Source organism: Arthrobacter sp. TmtSoilC48 (genome assembly GCF_059739425.1).
In genome coordinates, this window is sequence record NZ_AP046049.1 from 3,949,343 (window position 1) to 3,975,142 (window position 25,800).

At 63.0% G+C, this 25,800-nt stretch carries 22 protein-coding genes and 1 riboswitch; of the genes, 11 read left to right on the top strand and 11 right to left on the bottom strand.

The window, feature by feature from the left end:
* Positions 1-69: 69 nt before the first annotated feature.
* From AC6I97_RS18195 to glyA, 5 genes are all read right to left on the bottom strand, one after another.
* Positions 70-390 carry an SHOCT domain-containing protein gene (locus AC6I97_RS18195; RefSeq protein WP_497945786.1) on the bottom strand — a complete coding sequence of 107 codons (321 nt, stop codon included), beginning with the start codon at positions 388-390 and terminating at the stop codon, positions 70-72.
* A 150-nt stretch (positions 391-540) separates the two neighbouring features.
* Positions 541-1,206: a response regulator transcription factor gene (locus AC6I97_RS18200; protein WP_309931659.1), complete on the bottom strand. Its 666-nt coding sequence runs from the start codon at positions 1,204-1,206 to the stop codon at positions 541-543.
* Complete coding sequence (locus AC6I97_RS18205) at positions 1,203-2,351, bottom strand: sensor histidine kinase (RefSeq protein WP_497945789.1); 1,149 nt, start codon at positions 2,349-2,351, stop codon at positions 1,203-1,205. Before AC6I97_RS18205 ends, AC6I97_RS18200 begins: the two co-directional genes overlap by 4 nt.
* Positions 2,352-2,455: 104 nt before the next feature.
* Entirely contained in the window at positions 2,456-3,349 is an 894-nt protein-coding gene (locus AC6I97_RS18210) for a bifunctional methylenetetrahydrofolate dehydrogenase/methenyltetrahydrofolate cyclohydrolase (protein WP_497945792.1), read from the bottom strand.
* A gap of 160 nt (positions 3,350-3,509) precedes the next feature.
* Positions 3,510-4,802, bottom strand: a complete 1,293-nt coding sequence (glyA, locus tag AC6I97_RS18215; protein ID WP_497945794.1) for a serine hydroxymethyltransferase — start codon at positions 4,800-4,802, stop codon at positions 3,510-3,512.
* 114 nt (positions 4,803-4,916) lie between these two features.
* Positions 4,917-5,002: riboswitch (ZMP/ZTP riboswitch) on the bottom strand.
* A 35-nt stretch (positions 5,003-5,037) separates the two neighbouring features.
* Here glyA and purU point away from each other — a divergent pair.
* The 3 genes from purU (at position 5,038) to AC6I97_RS18230 (ending at position 7,176) form a co-directional block, all read left to right on the top strand.
* A complete protein-coding gene (gene purU / locus AC6I97_RS18220) occupies positions 5,038-5,898 on the top strand; it encodes a formyltetrahydrofolate deformylase (RefSeq protein WP_497945797.1) in 861 nt (286 codons plus the stop codon).
* Positions 5,899-5,919: 21 nt separating this feature from the next.
* Positions 5,920-6,585: a class I SAM-dependent methyltransferase gene (locus tag AC6I97_RS18225; RefSeq protein ID WP_497945799.1), complete on the top strand. Its 666-nt coding sequence runs from the start codon at positions 5,920-5,922 to the stop codon at positions 6,583-6,585.
* Positions 6,586-6,657: 72 nt separating this feature from the next.
* On the top strand, positions 6,658-7,176 hold the full coding sequence (locus AC6I97_RS18230; protein ID WP_497945802.1) for a gamma carbonic anhydrase family protein: 519 nt from the start codon (positions 6,658-6,660) through the stop codon (positions 7,174-7,176).
* Positions 7,177-7,261: 85 nt separating this feature from the next.
* Here AC6I97_RS18230 and AC6I97_RS18235 read toward each other — a convergent pair whose 3' ends face one another.
* Positions 7,262-8,968, bottom strand: coding sequence for a flavin monoamine oxidase family protein (locus AC6I97_RS18235; RefSeq protein WP_497945806.1), 1,707 nt, complete (start codon positions 8,966-8,968; stop codon positions 7,262-7,264).
* On the bottom strand, positions 8,968-10,449 hold the full coding sequence (locus tag AC6I97_RS18240; RefSeq protein ID WP_497947187.1) for an amino acid permease: 1,482 nt from the start codon (positions 10,447-10,449) through the stop codon (positions 8,968-8,970). The genes AC6I97_RS18235 and AC6I97_RS18240 overlap by 1 nt, the downstream gene beginning before the upstream one ends.
* A 140-nt stretch (positions 10,450-10,589) precedes the next feature.
* On the opposite strand from AC6I97_RS18240, the gene alr reads away from it, so the two are divergent.
* Positions 10,590-11,837, top strand: coding sequence for an alanine racemase (gene alr, locus AC6I97_RS18245; RefSeq protein WP_497945809.1), 1,248 nt, complete (start codon positions 10,590-10,592; stop codon positions 11,835-11,837).
* Complete coding sequence (locus AC6I97_RS18250; protein ID WP_497945812.1) at positions 11,827-13,452, top strand: PucR family transcriptional regulator; 1,626 nt, start codon at positions 11,827-11,829, stop codon at positions 13,450-13,452. The genes alr and AC6I97_RS18250 overlap by 11 nt, the downstream gene beginning before the upstream one ends.
* Here the strand turns inward: AC6I97_RS18250 and AC6I97_RS18255 are convergent.
* On the bottom strand, positions 13,449-14,255 hold the full coding sequence (locus AC6I97_RS18255) for a carbon-nitrogen hydrolase family protein (RefSeq protein ID WP_309927426.1): 807 nt from the start codon (positions 14,253-14,255) through the stop codon (positions 13,449-13,451). The two genes, AC6I97_RS18250 and AC6I97_RS18255, sit on opposite strands and share 4 nt — an antisense overlap.
* A gap of 254 nt (positions 14,256-14,509) precedes the next feature.
* On the opposite strand from AC6I97_RS18255, the gene AC6I97_RS18260 reads away from it, so the two are divergent.
* From AC6I97_RS18260 to AC6I97_RS18275, 4 genes are all read left to right on the top strand, one after another.
* The gene (locus AC6I97_RS18260) at positions 14,510-15,700 is read left to right on the top strand and encodes an ROK family transcriptional regulator (RefSeq protein WP_224166775.1); all 1,191 of its coding nucleotides are present in this window, start codon (positions 14,510-14,512) and stop codon (positions 15,698-15,700) included.
* A 129-nt stretch (positions 15,701-15,829) separates the two neighbouring features.
* Complete coding sequence (gene mmsA / locus AC6I97_RS18265; protein ID WP_224091501.1) at positions 15,830-17,386, top strand: multiple monosaccharide ABC transporter ATP-binding protein; 1,557 nt, start codon at positions 15,830-15,832, stop codon at positions 17,384-17,386.
* Between the two features lie 44 nt (positions 17,387-17,430).
* Positions 17,431-18,699: a multiple monosaccharide ABC transporter permease gene (gene mmsB / locus AC6I97_RS18270; RefSeq protein WP_224091500.1), complete on the top strand. Its 1,269-nt coding sequence runs from the start codon at positions 17,431-17,433 to the stop codon at positions 18,697-18,699.
* A 53-nt stretch (positions 18,700-18,752) separates the two neighbouring features.
* Positions 18,753-19,850 carry a substrate-binding domain-containing protein gene (locus AC6I97_RS18275; protein WP_224091499.1) on the top strand — a complete coding sequence of 366 codons (1,098 nt, stop codon included), beginning with the start codon at positions 18,753-18,755 and terminating at the stop codon, positions 19,848-19,850.
* A 112-nt stretch (positions 19,851-19,962) separates the two neighbouring features.
* Here AC6I97_RS18275 and AC6I97_RS18280 read toward each other — a convergent pair whose 3' ends face one another.
* Positions 19,963-21,489, bottom strand: a complete 1,527-nt coding sequence (locus AC6I97_RS18280; RefSeq protein ID WP_497945828.1) for a pectate lyase family protein — start codon at positions 21,487-21,489, stop codon at positions 19,963-19,965.
* Between the two features lie 300 nt (positions 21,490-21,789).
* Between AC6I97_RS18280 and AC6I97_RS18285 the strand changes: the two genes are divergently transcribed.
* The gene (locus tag AC6I97_RS18285) at positions 21,790-23,217 is read left to right on the top strand and encodes an ABC transporter permease (RefSeq protein WP_497945832.1); all 1,428 of its coding nucleotides are present in this window, start codon (positions 21,790-21,792) and stop codon (positions 23,215-23,217) included.
* A 2-nt stretch (positions 23,218-23,219) separates the two neighbouring features.
* Complete coding sequence (locus AC6I97_RS18290; protein WP_224091496.1) at positions 23,220-23,912, top strand: ABC transporter ATP-binding protein; 693 nt, start codon at positions 23,220-23,222, stop codon at positions 23,910-23,912.
* On the opposite strand, the gene AC6I97_RS18295 is transcribed toward AC6I97_RS18290, so the two are convergent.
* Both AC6I97_RS18295 and AC6I97_RS18300 read right to left on the bottom strand, forming a co-directional pair.
* Positions 23,890-25,071 carry an ABC transporter permease gene (locus tag AC6I97_RS18295; protein WP_224091494.1) on the bottom strand — a complete coding sequence of 394 codons (1,182 nt, stop codon included), beginning with the start codon at positions 25,069-25,071 and terminating at the stop codon, positions 23,890-23,892. The genes AC6I97_RS18290 and AC6I97_RS18295 overlap by 23 nt on opposite strands.
* Positions 25,068-25,799: an ABC transporter ATP-binding protein gene (locus AC6I97_RS18300; protein ID WP_224091492.1), complete on the bottom strand. Its 732-nt coding sequence runs from the start codon at positions 25,797-25,799 to the stop codon at positions 25,068-25,070. The genes AC6I97_RS18295 and AC6I97_RS18300 overlap by 4 nt, the downstream gene beginning before the upstream one ends.
* Position 25,800: the final 1 nt, after the last annotated feature.

Sequence of the window (25,800 nt, forward strand, 5' to 3'; positions counted from 1 at the left end):
CAACGAATATGTGAAAGGGCTCTTGCAGATATTTTTGCAAGAGCCCTCTCATTTTCGCTTTCGTCCAGGTCAGGACGGTGGCTGCGAGCGCAATACCTCCAGCCGCTGCCGGAACTCGGTCTCATCAATTTCGCCCCGTGCATAGCGTTCGCGCAGCACGCCCTCGGCACCCTGGGTTGCTACCCAGTGATGGTTGCGGCGCCAAGCCCGCCTGCCGACGAAAATGAACAGGAAGATCACGAGGATCCAGAACAGCGGGAACAGCAGGAAGAACGGCCAGTACGGACCGTCTCCCCAGGGACCATGCGCGACGACGGTGGCCGGCAACTGTGCCAGCGCTCCCCCGGGCGCGGTGGTCTCCCCGACGATTGAAGCCAATGCGGTGAACATGTCAGTGATCCAAACTCTCTCCGCCGTTTCCCGGCGCGAACCGTCTTTCGGCCCTGATTCGAGTCTGCCCGCGGACGGCCGGCGGGACGTCCGCCGTCGGGAGTCACTTGGAAGCGGCCCGCTACTCCGTGTGGAGTGGCCGGGCGGCGGTCAGCTGCTCCATCCTGGCCGGACCAGGCCCGATTCGTAAGCGAGCACCACCAGTTGCGAGCGGTCCCTCACCATCAGCTTGGTCATGATGCGCGAAACGTGGGTCTTCGCGGTCAGCGGGGTGATGAACAGGCGTTCGGCGATCTCTGCATTGTTCAGGCCCTCCCCCACCAAGGCCAGGACTTCGCGTTCGCGTTCCGTCACCTGCTCGAGGGGAACCACTTTTCCTGCCGCCCGGCTCTGCGATGCCATCTGTGCCATGATCCGCCGGGTGACCGAGGGCGAGAGGAGCGCATCGCCGTCGTGGACGACCCGGACGGCGCGGATGAGCTCTGCGGGTTCGGTGTCCTTCACCAGGAAGCCGGCTGCGCCTGCGCGGACGGCTTCGGCGATGTACTCGTCGAGCTCGAAGGTTGTCAGGATGATGATGCGTGTGCCGGACAGGGTTGGGTCCGAGAGAATCCTGCGGGTGGCGGTGAGGCCGTCGTCGTCCGGCATCCGGATGTCCATGAGGATGACGTCCGGTTTGTCGCGCGCCGCCAGCCTCACTGCCTCCCTTCCGGTGCCGGCCTCGGCCACCACTTCCATGTCCGGTTCAGCGTCCAGGAGGGCACGGAAGCCTGCCCGGATAAGGGTTTGGTCGTCGGCGAGGAGGATGCGGATCATGGGCGGTTTCCTTCTGCCTGCTCTGTTATGGGCAACAGCGCCTCTACGCGGAGCCCGGGCCGGAGTTCGTGTAGCGTAACCGTCCCGCCCAAGCCGACCGCCCTCTCGCGCATCCCCGTGAGGCCGTTGCCGGGGAGCGCCCCGCCCATGCCCGCGCCGTCGTCGTCTATCCGGACAGTCAGCAGCCCCTCACCGCTGGAGACGCTCACGACGGCGGATTGGGCACCTGAGTGCCTGCCGACGTTGGTCAGGGCTTCCTGGATGATCCGGTACGCCGCTTCCTGCTGCGCCGGGCCGACGAGCTCATGGTTCGAGTGGTCCTCAAAGTGCATCTGCAAGCCACCCAGCTCCGCGTTCTTCACAAGTTCGGGGATCCTGGCAAGCGTAGGGCGGGCCGCAGGGGCAAGCGGCACGTCCTCCCGCAACACGCCCAGGAGTTGCCGGACTTCGGTGAGGGATTCCTTGCTGGCTGCTTTGATGGCTTCCAGTGCAGGCCGAAGCTTCTGGGGATCATCCGAGCCCACGTGCAACGCCACGGATGCCTGCACGTTGATCATGGACAACGAATGAGCCACGACATCATGGATATCGCGGGCGAGGGTGAGCCGGTACTCATCGCGTTCGGCCTTCCGGGCGGCCTCCCGGCGACGTCGGTATTCCGCGAACCGCTCGCGCCGGCGTCGGAATCCCTGTCCTATCAGCACCAGAATGGCGGCCCATGCCACCCCTGCTGAAGCACGGAGGGGCCAGTTGGGATCGCCGCCGAGTGCGGTCGCGAACACGACCGCGGCAGCGGCGATTCCGGCCCCCACCCACGCCTGCCACCGCAAACCCGCCGACGACGTCAGAACTATGGCCAACGCCAGCGAGAGCGGAATCGGACCCCAGGCATAGCCAAGGCCAACATAGGCACCCGTGGCCACCAAGGCGACGGGAAGCATAACCACAGGCGCCCGCCTCCGGAACGCCAGTCCAGCGGGCCCGGCCAGCAGCAACAGGATCGCTAGCGCGTCCAACGGCCGTGGGGCGTCCTGATGGCTCGCGGAAAAAAGCGTCCCCGCCACCTGGATGAGCGCCACCGTGATGACGATGAAGCTCGTGGGTGGGCCTGCAAAACGGCGGCCACCAGGGAAACGGGGTTGCATACACCGAGCCTAGCTTTGCTCCGGGTGTTCGTCGTCGGATTAACGGAGCAGGGCGCCTACTCCCGGAGGAGTAAGCGCCCTGCGTTTTCGACTGCTGGTACGCCTCAGGCGATGCCAGCTGCGCGCTCGGCGCTCTCCACGACGTTGGCGAGCAGCATGGCGCGGGTCATCGGACCCACGCCGCCCGGGTTCGGGGACAACCAGGCGGCGACGTCGGCAGCTGCGGGGTCCACGTCTCCGGTGACCACAGCCTTGCCGTTGGCGTCCTCCACGCGGCTGACGCCGACGTCGAGCACTATTGCGCCCGGCTTGAGGTCTGCAGCCTTGATCATGTGCGGCACGCCTGCAGCGGCAATCACGACGTCGGCCTGCTTGAGTTCCGCAGGCAGGTCAACGGTTCCCGTGTGCGCCAGGATGACCGTGGCGTTGACTTCCCTGCGGGTGAGCAGGAGGCCAATGGGGCGGCCGATAGTGACACCGCGGCCCACTACCAGGACGCGCTTGCCGTTGAGATCAATTCCGTGCCGGCGCATCAGTTCCACGCAGCCCTTGGGTGTGCAAGGAAGCGGGGACTTCATTTCGCCACTGACGTTGGCCACCAGGCGGCCAAGGTTCATGGGGTGCAGGCCATCGGCGTCCTTGTTCGGATCCATGGCCTCCAGGATGACGTCCTGGTCAATGTGCTTGGGCAGCGGCAACTGAACGATGTAGCCCGTGCATTCCGGGTTTTCGTTGAGTTCGCGGACAACCTTCAGGAGGTCTTCCTGGGTGATGTCCTCGGGCAGGTCACGGCGGATGGACTGGATGCCCACCTCGGCGCAGTCCTTGTGCTTGCCGCCGACGTACCAGGTGCTGCCCGGATCCGAACCCACCAGGATGGTGCCCAGGCCCGGGACGATGCCTTTTGCTGCGAGGACGGAAACGCGTTCGGTCAGTTCGGCCTTGATGGCTGCGGCGGTGGCCTTGCCGTCAAGGATCTGTGCTGTGGACTGTGTCATTCCATCTGCTCTTTCTGGTGGGTGACCTATTTTCGAAAGCCTTCGAGCAGGCTCATGCCAACGGGACCCGCCGCCGAGGGTGTGGCCGCGGATCCCGTTGGCTCCGGTTCAGTGCCCGGGTAATGCGTTTTTCAGCGCCTGTTGTCGCGGGAACCGCTGTTTACCACTGCTCGTGCTGCGGGTACAGCGGGAAGTCGGCAGCCAGCTTGTCGACGCGTGCCTGGAGGGCTTCGACGTCCGCTGCGGAGCCGGCCTTCAGCGCCGTAGCGATGATCTCGGCAACCTCGGTGAACTCGGTGGCACCGAATCCGCGGGTAGCCAGTGCAGGCGTACCGATGCGGAGGCCGGAGGTGACCATCGGCGGGCGGGGGTCGAACGGAACAGCGTTGCGGTTCACAGTGATGCCCACGGAGTGCAGGAGGTCTTCGGCCTGCTGGCCGTCCAGCTGCGAGTTACGCAGGTCAACCAGGACCAGGTGGACGTCGGTACCGCCGGTGAGGACCGAGACGCCGGCTTCGGCGACGTCGGACTGGTTCAGGCGGTCAGCGATGATCCTGGCACCCTCGAGGACACGCTCCTGGCGCTCCTTGAATTCTTCGCTGCCGGCGATCTTGAAGGCAACAGCCTTGGCGGCGATGACGTGCATGAGCGGGCCACCCTGCTGGCCCGGGAAGACGTTGGAGTTCAGCTTCTTGGCCCACTCCTGCTTGGCCAGGATCACACCGGAACGCGGACCTGCGAGGGTCTTGTGCACGGTGGAGGTGACGACGTCGGAGTGCGGGACCGGGCTCGGGTGCAGGCCTGCTGCAACCAGTCCGGCGAAGTGTGCCATGTCCGTCCACAGGAGTGCGCCAACTTCGTCGGCAATGGAGCGGAAGGCGGGGAAGTCGAGGTGGCGCGGGTAAGCGGACCAGCCGGCGATGATGACCTGCGGCTTCTCGGCGATGGCCTGCTCGCGCAGCTTGTCCATGTCGATGCGGAAGCTGTCTTCTTCAACCTGGTAAGCAGCTACGTTGTAGAGCTTGCCGGAGAAGTTCAGCTTCATGCCGTGGGTCAGGTGGCCACCGTGTGCCAGGGACAGGCCCAGGATCTTGTCGCCCGGGGTAATCATGGCGGACAGCGCCGCAGCGTTTGCCTGTGCACCGGAGTGCGGCTGGACGTTGGCGTACTCGGCACCGAACAGTTCCTTGACGCGGTCGATCGCCAGCTGCTCCGCGACGTCGACGTATTCACAGCCGCCGTAGTAGCGGCGGCCCGGGTAACCCTCGGCGTACTTGTTGGTCAGGACGGAGCCCTGCGCTTCCATGACGGCGCGCGGGGCGAAGTTTTCGGAGGCGATCATTTCCAGGGTGCCGCGCTGGCGGCCGAGTTCCTGGTCGAGGACTGCTGCGATCTCGGGATCGAGCTCAGCGAGCGACTGGTTGCTGACAGACGCGGAAGTGGTGGTAGGCACGGAGATCTCCTGGCTAGGCAACGGTGGTGCTACAGGTCAGGCTACCGGCAGCAGCATTCCCGCGTCCCCTTGATTACGGAGGCGTCGGTCACGTGCATGCAGCGGTAAGACATGACCCTCGGCCCAGGCGTACGATCCGTGGTCTTCGTGATTGCCGCTCCCTGGTGGTAGTCCACCCAACGCCAGTTGCGACCCGTTAACAGTACAACAAGGCAGCACAGGTAGGCTTATCCGCGTGACTGAATCCGCCTTGCCTGCCGCTTTTGTTGTAACACTCTCCTGCCCCGACCGCCCCGGTATCGTCCACGCGGTAGCTGGAGCCTTACTTGAGGCGGGTTGCAACATCGCCGATTCCCAGCAGTACGGAAGCCCCACCACCGGCAACTTCTTCATGCGCGTGGAGGCTACGACGTCGTCCTCCCAGGACGAGCTGGCCGCCGCACTGCGGCCGGTCGCTGAGTCCTTTGGCATGACCTGGCAGATCAATCCTGTAGGCCGTAAGGTCCGCACGATCATCCTGTGTTCCAAGGATGCGCACTGCCTGAACGATCTCCTGTTCCAGCAGCGCACGGGAACGCTGCCTATCGAGGTTCCGGCGATTGTTTCAAACCACCGCGACCTTGAAGAGCTGGCCCAGTTCTACGGGATCCCCTTCCACCACATTCCGGTGACGCCGGAGACCAAGCCGCAGGCCGAGGCCGAACTCCTGAAACTGATTGCGGAGCACGACGTCGAACTCACGGTCCTGGCGCGTTACATGCAGGTCCTTTCCAACGAGCTCTGCACGGAATTGAACGGCAAGGCAATCAACATCCACCACTCGTTCCTGCCTTCATTCAAGGGGGCCAAGCCCTACCACCAGGCCCACGCCCGCGGTGTGAAGATCATCGGCGCAACGGCCCACTACGTGACGGCGGACCTCGATGAGGGGCCAATCATCGAGCAGGAAGTCATCCGTGTGGACCACGCCCGCACTGCCGCCCAGTTCGTCCAGATGGGCCGCGACGTGGAGGGGCGCACCCTGGCCCAGGCAGTCCAGTGGCACGCTGAACACCGCGTGCTTTTGGATGGCACCCGGACCGTGGTGTTCAACTAGCGCCACTCCTAAGCTGGGGGTATGCATGGCGTCCCCGAAGCTGACCACGAAGCTGACCTCGCAGTTTTCTACGACCGCCAGGCGCCTGTCCGGAACACGCGCGCGTTGACACCGCATCGGGTCGAGTGCCGGGAATGGTTCACCCGCCTCCTGAAGGAGGAACACCGGCACTCCGTGTTCGAGCTGGGCTGCGGCACGGGTGTGGAAGGGTTGGAGTTCGTCCGTGCAGGCCTGCACTACACGGGCGTGGACCTCTCACCGGAGAGCGTTCATATGGCCCGGGCGCATGGGCTGGATTGTTCAGTGGCCAGCGGACGCAGCCTGCCTTTTGTTGATGGCACGTTCTCCGCCGTTTGGACCATGAGCACCCTCCTGCACGTCCCCAACAGCAGAATTCACGACGTCGTCAGCGAACTTGTGCGGGTCAGCGCGGCTGGCGCGCCGATCGCCGTCGGGCTTTGGTCGGGTGAGGATGTGGAGGTCCTCAACCCGGAGGACCTCGAAGAACCCCGCCGTTTCTTCAGCCGCCGCAGCGACGACACCGTGCGCCGGATCTTCGGAGAGCACGGCTCGATTGAGCATTTCAGGACTTGGCCGGAGGGCATCGGGGTCGAGTCCGGGCCGGGAGCGGGCAACTGGACGCAGCACTACCAATTCCTGGTCCTGCGCACCCCCTCACCCAACTAGGTCGCATTTGTGCGCGTTTTGAGCGCTCATAACGCGCTCTGCTGCTACCCAGTTGGGAACTAAGCTGGCTCCATGGCTCCCTCTTACACTTTCGCCGGGGACACCCCGGCCATTCATGAATCCGCCTTCGTGGCACCTACCGCATCGATCATCGGCAGGGCCACGCTGGCCGAGGACTCCAGCGCCTTTTATGGTGTGTCCGTGCGCGCAGATACGGCCGCGATCAGCGTCGGTGCCGGATCGAACCTGCAGGACAACGTGGTCCTGCACGCCGATCCCGGTTTCCCCTGCACGGTGGGCGAGCGCGTCTCCATCGGGCATAGCGCAGTGGTCCACGGCTGCACTGTGGAGGACGACTGCCTCATCGGCATGAGTGCCACCATCCTGAACGGCGCAGTGATCGGCACGGGCTCGCTCATTGCAGCCGGCGCCGTGGTCCTGGAAGGCACAGTCATCCCGCCGCGATCACTCGTGGCCGGGGTTCCCGCCAAGGTGCGCCGCGAATTGACCGACGAAGAGTTTGAGGGTGTCAAACACAACGCCGCCCATTACAAGGATCTCGCTGCGGCGCACCGGGACATGCACGCTTAGGCGCGAATGCGGGGGCCTGCCCTGTGCCCTAACCCGGGGTTTGGGACGCAGGGCGGGCCCCGCAACGCATCTGGTCGAGGGAAATTCAGTCCAGGCTGATCGGACCGAACTCGTCCAGCAGGTCGCCCGGGCCCGGGTTGCCGGCAACGGACGATCCGCCCAGGTGGTTCACCACACCCCACACGGCGTTGAGGCCGGTGGTCACGGCGCCTTCGGCCCAGCCTGCGGTGAACGAGACGTCGTCACCGGCCAGGAAGATGCCCCGCTGGCTCTCCGGCAGCTGATCCTGCTTGAAGTGGGTGAAGAGCCGCTGCTGGTACCGGTAATGCCCCGGCAGGTTGGCTTTGAAGGCCCCCATGAAGTTGGGGTCCGCTTCCCAGGACACGGTGATCGGCTGCCCCACGATGTGGCTGGCGATGTCCACACCGGGGTAGATCTGCTCCAACGAATGCAGCATGAGCTTGACGCGCTCTTCGGCAGTGAGCGCAAGCCATTTCAGCGCGTCATCGTTCCATGTGTAGGACAGGAGGATGACAGCGGGCTTGTCAGGGCCGTCGTCGAGCAAGTATGTGGCCCGGTTCAGGCGGTCGGTGAGCGTCATGGACAGGACTTCGCGTCCGGTTTCGGGATCGATGTCCTTCCAGAAGGGCCGGTCCACCATCACGAATGTCTTGGACGACTGCATGTAGTGCGAGCGCTCGATCGCCGTCCACAGCTCGGCCGGGAACAAAGCCTCCTCGGTGTGGATGCGAGTGGACAGCAACCACGACTGGCAAGTGGTTACCACCGCCCGGTAGGTGGCTTCGCGTCCCCAGTTTTCGCGGACCACCAGGTCACCGTTGTCTGCCCGGCGGATGTTGTCCACCGCTCCACGCGGGGAGCCGGAGTGCAGCGACGACAGTGACGTGCCGGCCGGCCAGTATTTAAGGTCCGACGGCGCGTGGTTCCACAGTGCCTCGGGGAGCCTTTGCGCTCCTCCCGAGATGAGCCGGTGCTGGTCGTCTGCGTCGGTGTAGACAACCCGGAGGATCTCCAGGATGGAGTTGGGGAAATCGGTGTCCCAACCGCCGGTTCCGAATCCCACCTGGCCGAAAGCTTCGCGGTGGGCGAAGCCGGCTTCCTTGAAGGACTTGCTGGCTGCGATGAATCCGTAGAACGTCTGCTCGTCCAGTTCGGGCAGGAGTGCGTTCCAGAGTTCCTTGATCCGCTTGGTATCGCGGGCCTTGATGGCTTCCTGCATTTCAGCGAATACAGCGCCATCGTTGACTGCGGCCTTCCAGGCATCGGCCACTTCCTGGAAAAATTCCGGCAGCTCATCTGCTGTGGTGGCGTAGTGCTTTTTGCCCGCAAGTTCGATCACGGTGCTGGACGTCGCCGGGGCCATCGGGTTGGGGAAGTCCTGTGTTTCCAGGCCAAGAAGGTCCACGTAGTGGTAGAAGGCTTTGCCGGAGACCGGGAAACGCATGCCACCAAGATCGGCTACGACGCCGGGCGCAGAGGGGAAGCTTGCGGTGCGAAGACGGCCTCCGATCTGGTCTGCCTCGTAGATCACGGGCTTGAGGCCAAGTTTCATGAGCTCATAGGCGGTGACCAGCCCTGACAGGCCGGCGCCGATGACGGCTACTTCCGTGCCGTAGCGCTCCTCCGGAATGCTTCCGAGTCCGTCCGGGTGTGCCAGGTACTGGTCATAGCTGAACGGGAAGTCCGGGTTCAGCATGGTGATGGGGGCTTCGCCTGCCTCCGCCGCGGAAGCGGCAACGTCGGCTGTGGGAAGTTCGGTAGCGATGGTCATCAGTTTGCGGCTTTCACGGGTTCCGGGCTCACGGCCCTGGTGGTCAGTTCACGGTAGTCCTGTTCGCTGAGCGCGGCTACCTTGGAATTCCGGCGTCCATAGCCGAAGTAGATGGCGATGCCCACCAGCATCCAAACACCGAACGTGATCCAGGTGTCTTCGCCCAGGTTGAGCATCAGGAAGGCACACATCAGCGTGCCCAGGATTGGGGTGATCGGGTACAGCGGGACCCGGAAGCTCCGGTCAAGGTCCGGACGGTTGCGCCGGAGATAGATCACGGCGACATTGACCAGTGCGAAGGCGAACAGCGTGCCGATGCTGGTTGCGTCGGCCAGGGCACCCAGCGGGACCAAGCCAGCGGTGAGTGCGACGGCGGTTCCCACTATAAGGGTCCCGGCGACTGGTGTTCCGGTGCGGCGGGAGACGCGGCCGAAGACTTTGGGCACCATGCCATCGCGGGACATTGAGAGCAGGATGCGGGTCTGGCCGTAGAGGACTGTCAGCACGATGCTGGCGATGGCAAGCACTGCACCGGCAGAGAAGACCAAAGCGATCCACGGCTGGCCGGTGATCTCGTGCAGGATCTGGACCAGGGCAGCTTCCGTGCCATCGAACCAGCCCCACGGACGGGCACCGATCGCGGCTACGGACACCAGGACGTAGATGCTGGTGACAATCACCATGGAGAGCATGATGGCACGTGGCAGGTCCCGCTTGGGGTTCCTGGCTTCCTCGCCGGCGGTGGAGGCGGCGTCGAATCCGATGTAGGAGAAGAAGACGCTTGATGCTGCGGCAGAGACACCGGCTGCACCCATCGGCATGAGGGGCTCGAAGTTTCCGGCATTGAAAGCGGTGAAAGCGACGGCGCAGAAGAAGATCAGGATGCCTACTTTGATGATGACGATCGCCGTGTTGATCCAGGCACTTTCACGGGCGCCCCGGACCAGCAGGATCATGGCAAGAACCACGATCACCATGGCGGGAACATTCACCACCCCGCCATCGCCCGGCGGCTGGCTCATGGCATCAGGCAGGACCTGCCCAAACGCCGCCAGTGTCTCATTGACGTACTGTCCCGCACCTACCGCAACAGCGGCCACGGACACCGCGTATTCCAGTACCAGGCACCAACCGCAGATCCACGCCATGCCCTCACCCATCGTGGCGTAGGAGTAGGAGTAGCTGGAGCCTGCCACCGGGACGAGCCCTGCCATTTCGGCGTAGGACACGGCGGAGAAGAGCGCAGCCAAACCAGCGATCACGAAGGAGATCCAGATGGCCGGGCCGGCCAGCGGCACGGACTCGCCAAGGATCACCAGGATGCCGGTGCCCAGCGTTGCACCGACGCTGATCATGGTCAGCTGCAGGACTCCGAAGCTGCGCACCAGCGGCGTGCCGCTTTCGCCGGTTCCGGCCTCGTTGACCATCTGCCCGATCGGCTTGCGGCGCAGGAGTTGGGCACCGAGGCTTGGCCTGGCCATGCTCGCCGCCGTTGAGTTCTGAGTGTTCACAGGCACAGTCACCCTTGACGTCCCTTCAAAGTAGTTTCGATTTCCCCTCCACAAGACTGGCATGTAAGCCACCTCACACAATGGTGCAAAATGACCTATAGTGTTCAACCATGAGACGTATTGCACAGTACCAAGAGGGCGGTCCGCTGGCCCTCTCCGGGCAGGTCAGAGTGGACCTGTCCGCCATTTCAGACAACATCAAGGCCCTTAAGGACCGCACCAAGGCACCCTTCTTCATGGCCGTAGTGAAGGGCAACGCCTACGGGCATGGGCTCGTGGAAGTAGCCCGTACGGCCGTTGATTCCGGCGCCGACTGGCTGGGAACCGCGCAGCTCACCGAAGCCATCGCACTGCGCAAAGCCGGCATCACAGCACCGATCCTTTCGTGGTTGTATCTGGCATCGCAGACGAGCGACACCATCCTGGAAGCACTCGAAAACAACATCGACGTCTCCCTCGGAAGCGTCCACCAACTCCAGGTGCTGGCAGGCATCGCCGAACGCCTTGGCCGTCCCGCCGTCGTACATCTTGAACTGGACAGCGGGCTGAGCCGCGGCGGGGCGCGAAAGGAGGATTGGGCCGAACTTGTAGCCCATGCCCGGCAAGCGGAAGTGGACGGCACCGTTCTTGTCCGCGGCATTTGGACCCACTTGGCGTGGGCCGATGTGCCCGCCCATCCTGGGAATGCCAGCGCTGTTGCTGAGTTCGAAGACGCCGTCCGTGAGGCACGCGCTGCCGGACTGAAACCTGAACTGAGGCACGTTTCCAGCTCAGCCAACATCCTGGACCGGCCGGAATTCCACTTCGACATGGTCCGTGCGGGACTGGCAATTTACGGCCTCGCCCCCGCAGATCACCTCAATCCGACCGACTTCGGATTACGGCCGGCCCTCAGCGTCACGGCCCCGCTGGTGATGGTCAAGAAGGTCCCCGCAGGCACTGGCGTCAGCTACGAGCACCAGGCCATCACCTATGAACCCCGCTACCTGGGGCTCATTCCGCTCGGCTATGCGGACGGCATCCCGAAAGGCATCAGTGGCCGCTCGGTGGTGAACATCGGGGGACGCAGCGTCCCGGTCATCGGCAAGGTCTGCATGGATCAATTCATGGTGGACCTCGGACCCGACGCGACCGGGATCGACGTAGGCGATACTGCGGTGTTGTTCGGCGACCCGGCCACCGGTGCGGCGAGCGCCGACGATTGGGGCGCCGCGATCGGCAGCCACGGGGATGAAATCATCAACAGGATTGCGCCGCGACTGCCGCGCGTATATGCCTCCTTTACCCAAGAAGACGCAGCCTACGAGTGCCCCGACTACCAGGAGCCGGCAGCCGCCGGGCAGGACCATGTTGCCTGAGCCCGCCACCGCCCGCCTGAGTTTCGTCACGCTGGAACAGTTCCTGGAGCAGCTGCCGCCCGAGTTGAAAATGCTTCACGACGGCGGCAGCGGCGCCTCGCTGCTGCGGTGGGTGGAACCGAGCGAGCTCGAAGATCCCACCCCGTACCTTCCAGAGGGCGAGTTCCTGCTGACCGCCGGCCTGCCTTTCCTTGGGGATGGCGGCTCAGCGGCCAACGTGGACGCGTATGTTCGGCGACTGGTGGGGGCGAAGGTGGCCGCCCTCGGATTCGGCATCAGGCCCTATTTCGACGCCGTCCCGGACGTCCTCCTCGACGCCTGCCGCAGGCATAACCTCACCCTGTTTGAGGTCCCTGAGTCCGTGCCCTTCGCCGCGATCGGCCTGGAGTTCTCCCAGCTCCTGGAATCGGACAACGCCCGCGTATTCCGGCAATTGGCCGAAACCAACCGCCAACTCATGCGGGCAGTCCTCTCCCCCAGACCGGAGCATGAATTATTGGCAGCCCTCGTCCAGCGCGTGCCCGTGTGGGCCGTGCTGGTCGGGGCGGACGGACGCGTGCGGGCGCGCGGGCACAATGCCGGCGGCAGCACCGGCGTCGAGCACTCCTTGTTGGCGCCGCTGCTGGAACGGTTGCTGACCGGCAGCGGACCGCGCGTGGAAATGGATGGTTTCGAGCAGCCTGGGTCTGCCCTGGTGTTCGGTCATCCTCTGCGCAGTACCAAGGACGCGAACCTTGGGGCGCTGATTCTTGGCTCGGACGCTCCCCTGACACCTGCACAGAACAATGTGGTGCAGTCCGCGGTGGGTTTGCTGGAGTTGCTGGTCCGTCAACGAACCAGCGGGTCACTTGCTCCGAGCCAGCTTGCCACGGCATTGCTCCTCCATCCGGACACCTTGTCCACCGGCGCTACCAAGCACGTCAACGGACTCAAAGACCTGCTGGCGCAGAGCCTTTCCTCGACGCGTTCGGGCCAGATGCGGGTAGTGCAGGGCATCAAGGCCGAATCCCCCGACTGGCCCGCCGGCGACGGCCCGGTCCGTGAGCTGCTGCAGTGGCGCAGGCTGTTCGATACCAAGCTCGTGGAAATAACCGACTACGGCTTCGCGGCCATTACCCGTTTGAAGGTGGATGACACGCTGCTTGCCGACGTCGAAAAGCTTGGCTGGAGGCTGGCGATCGGCGAGCCCACCGAACTCACCGGGCTTGCGACGGCGTATCAGCGGGTAAGTTCGCTGCGCGGGCGGGTGTTGTCCAGCGGAAAGAGTGTCCGCGTGGACGAAGTGCAGTGGTCTGTTACCGGTCTTCTGGGACGCGAGGCAGGGACCATGCTGGCCGAGCGCCTCCTTGCCCCCGTGTTGTCCCTGGAACCTGACCGCCGTGATTCCCTCCTGTCAGTGCTGCGCGGCTGGCTCAGCGAAAACGGAAGCTGGGACGGTTCGGCCAAACTGCTGGGCCTGCACCGCAACAGCGTCCGCCGGCAAATAGGCGTCCTCGGTGAGCTGCTGGACAAGGACCTCAACCAGGCACAGGTCCGGGCAGAACTATGGATCGCGCTGCAGTACGCGGACGAGCTTGTTGCCGGGTTGACGGGGTCCGAGGGAGGCGCGGTTTAGGCGCCCGCCTCCCATTTCCGGTAGAGCTCAGGGCGTCGTTCGCGCAGATACGGGACTTCGTCGCGTGCGGCTTTCACCGTCTCCGTGCCCACTTCCGCGAACAGGAGCGCTGCCGACTCCCCCGCAGCCGCGAGTAACGAGCCATCGGGGCCGGCAACGACGCTGCCGCCGAGGAAGTTGTAGATGTCCTCGTGCCCGCTGTGGTTGGCGTACGCAACGTTGAGCTGGCTCTCCACCGCGCGGGCACGGATGAGCACCTGCGGCACGTTGTCGAACCCCATTGACAACGCCGTGGGGACCAGCAGGAGTTCAGCCCCGCGGGTTGCCGCTGCCCGGACTGCCTCCGGGAATTCGACGTCGTAGCAAATCAGGATCGACGTGCGGATCCCGTTGAAATCCACGACGGCGGGAGGTGCTTGGGCGCCGACGAACGCCTTGCGCTCCTCCGCGCCAAAGAGGTGGACCTTGGCGTAATGGAGGAGTTCCTCGCCACTGCCGTCCACGAGGGTGGCGGTGATGTGCCAGGCGTTGTCCTCGGGAGATGGCGCCGGAAGGCTGTACACAAGTCCGATATTGTGCCGGCGGGCGATGCCAGCGAGGCGTTCGCGGATGCCGGGAAGTGTTGCCGGGTCCAACTCGGCGTGAAGCCGCAGCGGTGCGTAGCCCACGGGGAAGAGCTCCGGCGTCAGGAGCAACCCGGCCCCTGCCTGTGCTGCGCGCCGGGCGGCGTCGTCGATCGTGCGCAGGTTCGCCTCGACGTCCAGGACTGAAGCGTTGGCCTGCAGGACGGATAGCAGCATCATTACCACCTTGGTTGCACCGGGTACCGGACCGGTGAGGGCCGGAAGTCTTCTTTGTTTCCAGAGTAGGCCTGTGGTCTTACACGTGGAGCGGGGCATTTAGACCCGGAGGCGGGCGAAGCGGGACGCATTGCACGCAGATCAGGCCACACAACCAGAGGGATGTGGGACTTCTTGCGTTGGAGTATGTCGGGGAAGCTTGACTGCTTGTGTTCACTTCTTGACTACAAGGTGGCTTTTGGGGCAATCTTCTTGTCATGCCCGCTACGCAGCGCTCAACGAAGAGCCAACCACGAAAACCCGGCTCGCAGTCCGCGCTCCGGCACTTGAACCAGCAACGGATTATCGAGTGCTTGTTGAGCGGGCCGTCTACGCAGGCCGAGCTTTCAAGGCAGACCGGACTCTCCACTGCCACGGTGTCCAACATTGTGAAAATCATGCAGGACGCAGGCCTCGTTTCCACCGAGCCAACCACCAGCTCCGGACGCCGGGCAACCAACGTGAGGTTGAACAGCAACGGTGCGGTCGCCGTCGGAATCGACTTCGGCCGACGCCACCTGCGGGTGGTTCTGGCCTCCCTCGGATATCACGTCATCGCAGAGGATTTCATCGAACTTCCACTGGGCCACCATGCGGAGGAAGGTATCGCCGCCGCAGTCCGGTTACTGGGGAGATTGCTCGCCGAAAACGGCATCGATCCAAGCGCTGTGGTGGGAGCCGGCGCGGGTATCCCTGGTCCGATCGACCGTAGATCGGGCACGGTGGCGCAAGGTGCCATCCTGCCCGAATGGGTGGGGATCGATATCCTGCATAGGCTTGAGGAAGCCCTGAATTGTCCCGTATTTGTTGATAATGACGCCAATCTTGGCGCCCTCTCGGAGGTGACGTGGGGACCTCATAGCGGCGTCTCCAACCTGATGTTCCTCAAGATCGGATCCGGTATTGGTTCGGGCCTGATTCTGAACGGCGTGCCCTACTACGGGAACGTGGGCATCACGGGAGAAATCGGCCATGCGACCATCCACGAGCACGGGCTGATGTGCCGGTGCGGCAACCGCGGCTGCCTCGAAACCATCGCCTCCACCACCACCATGATCGAGCTGCTGGGCAGGGGCAAAGAGACATCGCTGACGCCCCAGGACATTGTCCGGAATTGCCTCGCAGGTGACTCCGCAACCCAACGCGTAGTGGATGATGCCGGCCTTGCCGTGGGGCGCGCCTTGGGCAACGTGGCCAACCTGATAAACCCTGAAGTGATCGTCGTCGGCGGGCCCCTGGCGGGCCTTGGCGACCTCCTTCTCAACCCCATCCGCAGGGGCCTTGTTCGTCACGCCGTACCTGTGGTGGGCGAAACAACGCACCTCGCAATGTCGTCCTTGGGAGCACGTGCCGAAGCGCTTGGCGCGGCTGCCTTGGTGTTCCAACAAGCTGGAATTACGGGTAGGTAACGAAATCGTTAGCTGGTTCTTGTGTTCAAGTCTTGACGACAAGATAGGTGATCCAGTTTACTTTTTCATCAGACAGCTCCGCCATTTGGGGAGCGACAACGAAGTCATGCATTGGAGGCGTAAGGGCTGATGACAACCCCTGACACGCAGGACGAACCCATCCTCTTGGAGATGCGCTCGATCACGAAGGAATTCCCCGGCGTGAAGGCTTTGTCGAATGTGAGCCTGCGCGTAAAGGCCGGCGAAATCCACGCAATCTGTGGCGAAAACGGCGCCGGAAAATCCACGCTGATGAAGGTTCTTTCCGGGGTCTACCCCTACGGCAGCTACACGGGAGACATCGTGTACATGGCCGAAACGCAGCAATTCAAGGACATCCGCGCAAGCGAAGCCGCGGGCATCGTCATCATCCACCAGGAACTGGCCTTGATCCCGGAGCTTTCGATTACCGAGAACATCTTCCTGGGCAACGAGCCCAGCAAGTGGGGAATCATCGACTGGGCAGAAGCCCGGAAACGTTCCATTGAACTGCTGGCCAGGGTTGGCCTCCGTGAGGATCCGGACACCCCCATCAAGGAACTTGGCGTCGGCAAGCAGCAGCTGGTGGAAATCGCCAAGGCGCTGAACAAGTCCGTCCGCCTGCTGATCCTGGACGAGCCCACAGCGGCCCTGAACGAATCGGACTCCCAGCACCTGCTGGACCTGATCCTGGGCCTGAAGGGCAAGGGCATCACCTCGATCATCATTTCCCACAAGCTCAACGAGATCGAACAGATTGCCGATGAGATCACCATTATCCGTGATGGCAAGTCGATCGAGACACTGAACGTCAAGCGGGATGGCGTTGACGAGGACCGCATCATCAAAGGCATGGTGGGCCGGACGCTCGAGTCCCGGTTCCCGGACCATGAGCCCAAGATCGGCGAGATCTTCTTCGAGGTCAAGGACTGGACCGTCGGCCACCCGCAGATCCAGGACCGCCTGATCTGCAAAGGCTCCAACTTCTACGTACGCCGCGGTGAGATCGTGGGCTTCGCAGGACTCATGGGGGCCGGCCGAACAGAACTTGCCCGATCCCTGTTCGGGCACTCCTATGGCCGCTACATCAAGGGACAGGTTTACAAGGACGGCAAGCCGGTCAACCTCCGCAGCGTCCGGGCGGCCATCGACGCCGGCTTGGGTTACGTCACGGAAGACCGGAAGTCCCTCGGCCTGAACCTGCTGGATGACATCAAGACCACCACGGTAGCCGCGAACCTCCGGGCGATCAGCAAGTACACAGTGGTGGACGACCGCAAGGAGTTCTCGGTTGCAGAGGAGTACCGAAAATCCCTGCGTACCAAGACACCGTCAGTGGAGGAAGGCGTCGCCAAGCTCTCCGGCGGAAACCAGCAGAAAGTGGTGCTGGCCAAATGGATGTTCACCGATCCGGATCTCCTGATTCTTGATGAACCCACGCGGGGAATCGACGTCGGCGCCAAGTATGAGATTTACGGCATCATCCAGCGGCTGGCGAACCAGGGCAAGGGAGTGATTGTCATTTCCTCGGAGCTTCCTGAACTCCTGGGCCTGTCCGATCGCATTTACACCATTTTTGAAGGCGCCATCACCGGTGTCCTGGACAAGAACGAAGCGAGCCAGGAAAGCCTGATGAAACTCATGACCTCCGCCCGCAAGACGGCCTGACCGTTGGCCCAGACTCACCCCTTCCTGACACAAGGACCAAAACAATGAACGCGCTCAAGAAGCTATTTGGTGGCAATACCCGCCAGTTCGGCATGATCTTCGCCCTGGTGGCACTTATCGTCTTCTTCCAGATCTTCACCGAGGGCCGGACGCTGACCCCGGGCAATGTGATCAACCTGTTCAACGGCAACTCCTACATTCTGATCCTGGCCATCGGCATGGTCCTGGTGATTATCGCCGGCCATATTGACCTGTCCGTGGGTTCCGTGGCCGCATTTGTGGGTGTTTCCGTAGCCCTCGCGATCCGGGACTGGGGCATCCCCTGGTACATGGGTGTGCTGTTCGGACTGGTGCTCGGTGCAATCATCGGTGCCTGGCAAGGATTTTGGACAGCGTATGTGGGCATCCCCGCCTTCATCGTGACGCTGGCAGGCATGCTCCTGTTCCGTGGTTTCAACCAGTTCGTAGGCAAATCCAACACCATCCCTGTTCCCAGCGACTTCCAGTACCTGGGCTCGGGCTACCTGCCGGAAATTGGGCCAAACACGGGCTTCAACAACCTCACCTTGTTGTTGGGCATCGTGGCCGCGGCGTTTGTTGTCATCATGTCCCTGCGGGCCCGCGCTACCAACAAAGCCCTCGGCGCCGACGTTCCCGAGCTCTGGGTTGAGGTCACCAAGCTGGTGCTGATCTGCGGTGCCATCCTCTACGCCACGTACCTCTTCGCCACCGGCCGCCCCGGAACCTCCTTCCCAATCCCCGGTTTGATCCTGGCCGTGCTGGTCCTGATCTACGGTTTCATCGCTGACAAGACCGTCCTTGGCCGCCACGTCTACGCTGTTGGTGGTAACCGGCACGCAGCAGAACTGTCCGGTGTGCAGTCCAAGAAGGTCAACTTCATGGTCATGCTCAACATGTCCGTCCTTGCAGGCCTCGCCGGCATGATCTTCGTTGGCCGATCCACCGCATCCGGCCCCTTTGACGGCGTCGGTTGGGAACTGGACGCAATCGCAGCCGTGTTCATCGGTGGCGCCGCAGTTACCGGCGGCGTTGGCACCGTGATCGGCTCGATCGTCGGTGGCCTGGTGATGGCCGTGCTGAACAACGGCCTCCAGCTCCTGGGCGTAGGCGCCGACCTCACCCAGATCATCAAGGGCCTGGTGCTCCTGGCCGCCGTAGCCTTCGACGTCTACAACAAGATCCAAGGCAAGCGGTCCATCACCGGCCTGTTGATGAAGAACTTCCAGCGCAACAACGACATCAAGCCGGACGAGACCACGTCCACCAAAGAGGTCATCTCCAAGGAAGCGTGACCGGTTTCCGCCTGACTCGCTCCACCCCACCCACACAGAAAGTGAACCAAGATATGCGAATGTTTGGTAAAGCAGGAAAGGCAGCAGCAGTCGCTGCCATCGCGGCACTGGCGCTGACAGCCTGCGGCCGCTCTGACAGCGGCTCAAGCAGCAGCACTGCTGGCGGGGAAGCGTTCCCCAAGGACTCGATGATCGGCGTCGCCCTTCCGCAGAAGACCAGTGAAAACTGGGTCCTCGCGGAGAAGCTGTTCAACGACGGCCTCAGCGGCGCCGGGTTCAAGCCCGACGTCCAGTTCGCCAACGGCGGCGTGTCCGAGCAGCAGAACCAGATCAGCGCCATGGTCACCAAGGGTGCAAAGGTCATCATCGTTGGCGCAATCGACGGCGCCCAGCTGGGTACGCAGCTCAAGCAGGCCAAGGACTCCGGCGCCACGGTCATTGCTTATGACCGTTTGCTCCTGAACACGGAGAACGTGGACTACTACGTGGCGTACGACAACTTCAAGGTCGGTGTGCTGCAGGGCCAGGCCCTGCTGGATGGACTGAAGGCCAAGAAAGCTTCCGGCCCGTACAACATCGAGCTCTTCGCCGGTTCCCCGGATGATGCCAACGCCAAGGTCTTCTTCGACGGAGCCATGAGCGTGCTGAAGCCGAAGATCGACGACGGAACCCTGAAGGTACTCTCCGGCCAGACCACTTTCGAGCAGGCTGTTACCCAGGGTTGGAAGGGCGAAAACGCGCAGAAGCGTGCGGACACCCTCTTGGCAGGCAGCTACACCTCGGCCCCGCTGGACGGCGTACTGTCCCCGAACGACCTCTTGGCACGCTACATCCTGAACTCGGTCAAGGCCGCAGGAAAGCCGACGCCGGTCATCACCGGCCAGGACTCCGAGGTTGAGTCGGTCAAGTCGATCATGGCTGGCGAGCAGTACTCCACCATCAACAAGGACACCCGCAAGCTGGTTGAGCACGCCATCACCATGGTGAAGGACCTGCAGGCCGGCAAGCAGCTGGAAATCAATGACAAGGATTCTTACAAGAACGGTGTCAAGACTGTTCCGGCTTACCTGCTCCCGCCGCAGATCGTGACGGCAGCGAACGTCAAGACGGCTTACGTCGACGATCCGGTACTCGGCCCGATCACCAAGTAACACCGATCACCAAGTAGCACCGAGCACCAAGTAACAGCTAGCTCCAAGTAACAGCAGAGCCCCGGTCCGCCAGCAGGCGGGCCGGGGCTCTCGCTTTGCCTGAACTGTAGGGCTACTTCCCCTCTTGGACCTTGATCACCCCGGGTCCCGAAAAGTTCAGCACTGCCTTGCGGACTGCGTCCGGCGATTTCAGCGTCCGGTACTCGTAGTTATCCGAAGGTGACCAGCCAACGTCGGACGTAAAGTCACGCTGGGCCCATTCGGGTCCGTCGGTGCCTGACTCAGCCGCGGCGGCTACCGCTTCCGCCTTGCGTTCGTCAAAGGAGTCTTGGGCGATGGCTTCCAGGTTGACGGGGTCACCGTTGAACCAGGAACCGGTATCACTGAACATATTGCCGTTGTAGCTGGTGACGGTTATGGATTCATCGGCGTCCGGCCCGGAGTAGTCAAAGGCGTTGTACTCGGAGAAGATCCGGGAATCGTAGCCCGCGCCGATGAAGTAGCTGGTGCCGCCCTGCTCCTGACTAATCATGGGATAGTCCGGGTCCTCGCTACTGCCAACGAAGTAGTTGTTCAGAACGTGCACCTGGCCGAAGCGGACCCGGGGACCACGCTGTTGGGTGTTCTCGAAGAGGTTCGAAATGAAGCTTACGCGGAGCTTTCCGCCGTCCTTGTCTACATGCTCGTCGCCGGATCCCAGAAGGCTCGTCTTGTCGTGGTCTTTGAGTTGGCTGTTGGAGATCGTGACGAAGTCTGTTCCGTCCTTCAAATCCAGCAGGCCGTCGTGGCGGATGACGGGCTCGTTCTTGAAGTCCTTGGGCGCCTCGCTGTCAGGATAGCGGCCGTCTGTCACCAGGACATGGTCAATCCAGATGTGGTCCGAGGTCACGGCAGACAAGCAGTCGAAGCGGGCGTTCCAGGCCCCGTCACCGTCGTCGGGAGACCACGTGGTGAACCAGTCCACGGGGGATTCAATGCTCAAGTTCCGAATCACAACGTTGCTGGCAACGTTCATGATCACGTTGGCTCCCACCAGCCCGGAGTCGTCGTCCAGTCCCAGCAGCGTGGTGTTGCTCGGAAGGTTCACCTCGATCTGCCGCTTCATGGCGTTGCTGCCCTGTTGACGCAATTGCCTCATTTGCTTGCAGTACGGGAACGCTTGGTCGCTCCAGGTCTTGCCATTGTCCAGAAAGCAGCTCATATACTTCTGGATGTTGTAGCCGGGAGCGTAGTCCTGCTCGCCAAGGATCTTTCCGTCAGGGGCTTCGTTACCGTTGATAATCCCCCGGATGTAGATGATTTTGGGTGCCTTGGGGTCGCCGTTATTCAGCGTGGCTGCCTTGAGTTCTGCCAAGGTGCTCACCACGTGAACGTTCTCCGACGGGGCGTCGGACCCACCGTTGGTCCCCGGGCCGGCCGGGGTGCTGCCAACGGAGGCCCAACCTGTGGGAGCTGAATCGTGTATTGAGACTGTGGGCGAACCGTGCAGATCAACCGGTTCGGCGCTGCTCGGGGGCGCGCTTGCCAGCGTTGCCGCCAGCGCGATGCCTGCTACTGCTGCCACCGTGGCTGGAAGTCGCCGTAACGGGCGGTTCGGGAATCGGGAGTGAAGGTTGTTCGGGGATGTTGTGGACGTCATTGGCCTGTTTTCCGGCACGCCAAAGAGCACATGCCTGGTAGCGGGAATGGGCGATTCGACTAACAGCTTTTCCTTGCCCTCACTGCGAGAAAGCGCTTTCTCAAGGGGCTGTCCTATTATGCCTTTGTAGCTCGTCACGCTGTCAAGAGGTCGTTCGGAATCCGGACCTGCCTGACCTCCGCACATTTCACAGCCCACGCATAGCTTCGGCAGGCTTCCCGCACAGCAGCGCTCAGCAGTGTTGGACCTGCAGCCCGCGAGCCAGCGGTCTGCGGAACCAAGCAGGTCCAAAGGAGAAACGTGAGCGTCCTTGCCCGAAGCGTAGGCAATGCCTTCCGCAACAAAATCAGAACGGCCGCGGTAGTCGCTGTGCTGGCCGTAGCGATCGGCCTGGCGTTGGCCATGCTCGTTGCCAACCAGGCCGTGGGTGCCAAGGTCCAGGAGCTCAATGCTTCCGTGGGCACCACCCTGACAGTGAATCCGGCTGGTGGGCAGGGCTTCGAAGGTGGCGGCGAACCGCTCACCACTGCTCAAGCGCAGACGGCAGCTTCGGTCACCAACGTGACGTCCGTGGTGGGTACCAAGGCGCTGCGTCTGCAAACGGCCACGGCAGAAACAGGCACCACCGAGCAAGCCGTTCAGGGCGGTTTCGGTCCCGGCGGGCAGCAGGCCAGCGTCACCACCAACCTCACGGCAGCCATCGATGCAGGCACCCTCGGCAACCGCAACGGCTCCACCACCAACACCGGAGGTGCGGGCACCGCCCAACGGGTTCGCACCCTTCCTATTACGGCCACGGGCATCGGCGCCGAGGTCGACAGCACCGGCAAGGCCTTGGACATCACCAGCGGCACGGGCTTGGGCGACTACGCCACGGCCCAGGCAAAAGCGCTGGTAGGAACGACGCTGGCCGAGAAGAACAGCCTTACGGTCGGCTCGACGTTCACCATCCAGGACAAGACCTTCACGGTGGCGGGCATCTTCGACGCCGGAACCGCCTTCGGCAACAACGCCGTGTACGTGACATTGCCCGAGGCCCAGACGCTGGCGGGTACCCCTGACGAGCTCTCCACGATGATCGTCACGGTCAACAGCATGGAAAACGTCGACAGCACCAAGACGGCCGTCCAGGCCGCGTTGGGAACCGGCAAAGCAGACGTCACGCAAGGCCAACGCAACCTCGAAACCGCGGTCAGTTCGCTGGACAGCGTCAAGAACATCTCCCTGGTCGCGTTCATTGCTGCACTCGCTACCGCCGGACTCATCATCCTGCTGATCATGGTGATGCTGGTCCGTGAACGCCGCCGCGAAATTGGCGTGCTGAAGGCCATCGGTGCCCGGAACCGCACTATCGGCCTCCAGTTCGTCCTGGAATCGCTGGTACTCGTGGCTTTAGGCAGCGTGGTGGGTGCCGCCATTGCATCGCTCGCCAGCGGCAGTATCGCGTCCGCGCTGATCAGTTCCAACACAAGCACGACGGCGGCCCCAGCCACCCAGCGCGCGGGCGGCTTCGGCGGTGGAGGGTTCGCCGGTGGAGGTTTCGCCGGTGGCCAGGGCGGTCCGTTCGGCGGGGCCTCCCAATTGCTCACTTCCGTCACTGCGAGCGCCTCCCCCGGCGTCATCGCTGCAGGCATCGCCGCGGTCTTCGCGGTGGCCATCATCGGCGCATTGGTCCCGGCCTTGCTGACCGCCCGCATCCGTCCCATCGAAGTACTCCGAGGAGAATAGCCGTGATTGAAGTCAAGGACCTGGTCCGTCAGTTCAAGTCCGGTGACAGGACCATCAAGCCTGTCAATGGTGTGAGTTTCCAGCTGGAGAAGGGATCTCTTGCTTCCATCGTCGGCAAGAGCGGCAGCGGCAAAAGCACGCTGTTGTCGCTCCTGGGTGCGCTGGACAAACCAACCAGCGGAGACGTCGTCGTGGATGGCGTCAGCCTGGCGGGACTGCCGGACAGCAAGCTGACCGAGTACCGCCGTCGTGATATCGGCTTCGTGTTCCAACAATTCAACCTGATCCCGAACCTCAGCGCCGTGGACAACGTCATGCTGCCCATGGAGTTCGCCGGGGTCCGGAAGGCTGCGCGGCTGAAGCGCGCCAAGGAATTGCTGGAGCAGGTGCAGTTGGATCCGGAAAAGCAGTCGCGCCGGATCAACCGCCTTTCCGGTGGCGAGCAGCAACGCGTCGCGATCGCCCGGGCACTGGCCAACGAGCCCAAGCTGATCCTTGCCGATGAGCCCACGGGAAACCTGGATGAGCAGACCGGCGAGCACATCATTGAGCTGCTGAGCTCACTGAGCCGGGACCATAACACCACCATCCTGGTTGTCACCCACGACCGCAGCCTGGCGCAAAAAACGGAACGCTGCTTCCGGCTTCAGCAGGGCCGGCTCACGGAGGAGGTCAAAAGCGGATTGCATCGATGACCTTGACGCGCACCGCCACGAGCGCCGGGATGGCTCCGGCGAGTGCGCCCACAAGGACAGCCGCGCCAAGGCCCAGGAGCGCTGCGTCTACGGGGAAGGACGGATATTCGGTCAGGCCGGGCGCTACCTTTGACTCGATCCAAGGGTTCTTCACCACTGCGACAGCCAGCATGACGCCTGCGATTCCGGCAACCGCCGTGGCTACGACGGATTCCATCATGACGCCGAAGAAGATCCGGCCGGACGTCGCACCGAAACTGCGCCGGATGCCGATTTCCCTTACCCTGTAGCGCACGGTGACCATGGAAATGTTGAGCATTCCCACTGCCCCGAGCAGGAGCACCAGTCCGGCTACGCCGCCCACAATCCACTGGGCCGGTCCCAGCGGATCACCGTAGGCGGCGAAGTCGACGCGTTGGGCTTGGACGTAGTATCCCGGGAACTGGCCCTGCAGGTCCGCCGAGATGGCGGCGGTCAGTGCGGCGGCCTGTTCCTCCCCCACCCAGATCTTGAACTCGGACATATCAGCTTGCATACCGGTCATTGCCGCAGCGTTGGTGAGGATGAACGCGGACGGAGGAGAGTCGGGCCAGGTATCGGGAACGACGCCGATAATCACCGCCGTTGCCGGCTGGTCACCTGGGATGGTGACGGTGGGATTGGTGGCCAGGTTGGGCCTGCCCGCTTGGTTGTAAAAGCCTTCGGAGACCACGACGGCGGGTGCGAGCCTTTGGTCGTCGTCGGCGGCGAACCACGTCCCTTGCGTGAGGGGCACGCGGTGTATGGTGCCATACCCGATGTCCACGATGGTCATGTTCACGGTGGTCACGCCGCGGGGAAACTGGAAGCCCGCCTGGGTGCGGCCCACATGTGCAGACGTGGTGATGCCGTAACGCTGCTGGATTCCTTCGTAGGCTTTCTCCAGTTTTTCGGCATCGGGAGCGTTCGGGCCGTTGACGCCCAGCGTCAACGTTGCCACGCGGCCTCCATCGCGTTCGGACTGCACTTTGATCCCCTCGCGTACCAGGCTGCCGAGGCCCACCACGGATGTCAGCGCAGCAACAGACAAGGCGACCCCAAGGAGAGCCAACAGGATACGCACCTTGTTGATCCGGAGTTCCTGCCAGGCTTCCACCAGCGTGGACATGAAGCCGGTCATGCGCTGACTCCTGCTGTTTCGGCAAGTGCCAGCGGGGTCAGCACTCCGGTGTCCAGTCGATAGCAGGCACGGGCCAGTGCCGCCACATTGGTATCGTGCGTGATGGTCACCAGTGCGGCCGCTGTTTCCGTGGCCACGGTATCCAGCAAGGCCATGACAGCCTGACCGGTTTCCACGTCCAATGCGCCTGTTGGTTCATCGGCAAGGATGAGCCGTGGCCTGCGGACCAAGGCGCGTGCGATGGCAACGCGTTGCTGCTCACCGCCGGACAGCATGTTTGGCATGGTGTTGGCTCGGGCGGCCAATCCAACGCGGTCCAACATGTCCATGGCCAGTTCGCGGCGGCGCCAAAACTCCCTGCCCTTGGCGTAAAACAAGGGAGTGATGACGTTGTCCAAAGCATTGCGTCCCGGCAGCAGATTGAACTGCTGGAACACGAAGCCAACTGTGGAACCACGCAGGCTGGCGCGGGCGTTGCTGCTCAATCGGTCCGCAGGGTTGCCGAGGAATTCCAGTTCACCGGACGTGGGGACATCCAGGAGCCCCAAGAGGTTGAGCAGTGTCGACTTTCCGCATCCTGACCGGCCGACAATGGCCGTGTGGTCACCGCTCTGGACCTCAAGATCGACGCCTCGGAGGATATGCAGTTGCTGCTCGTCCGGCAGCGTCACGGAACGGGTCACCGAGCGGAGACTGACGAGGGTTTCCCTGGTGCTTATCGCGTCCATA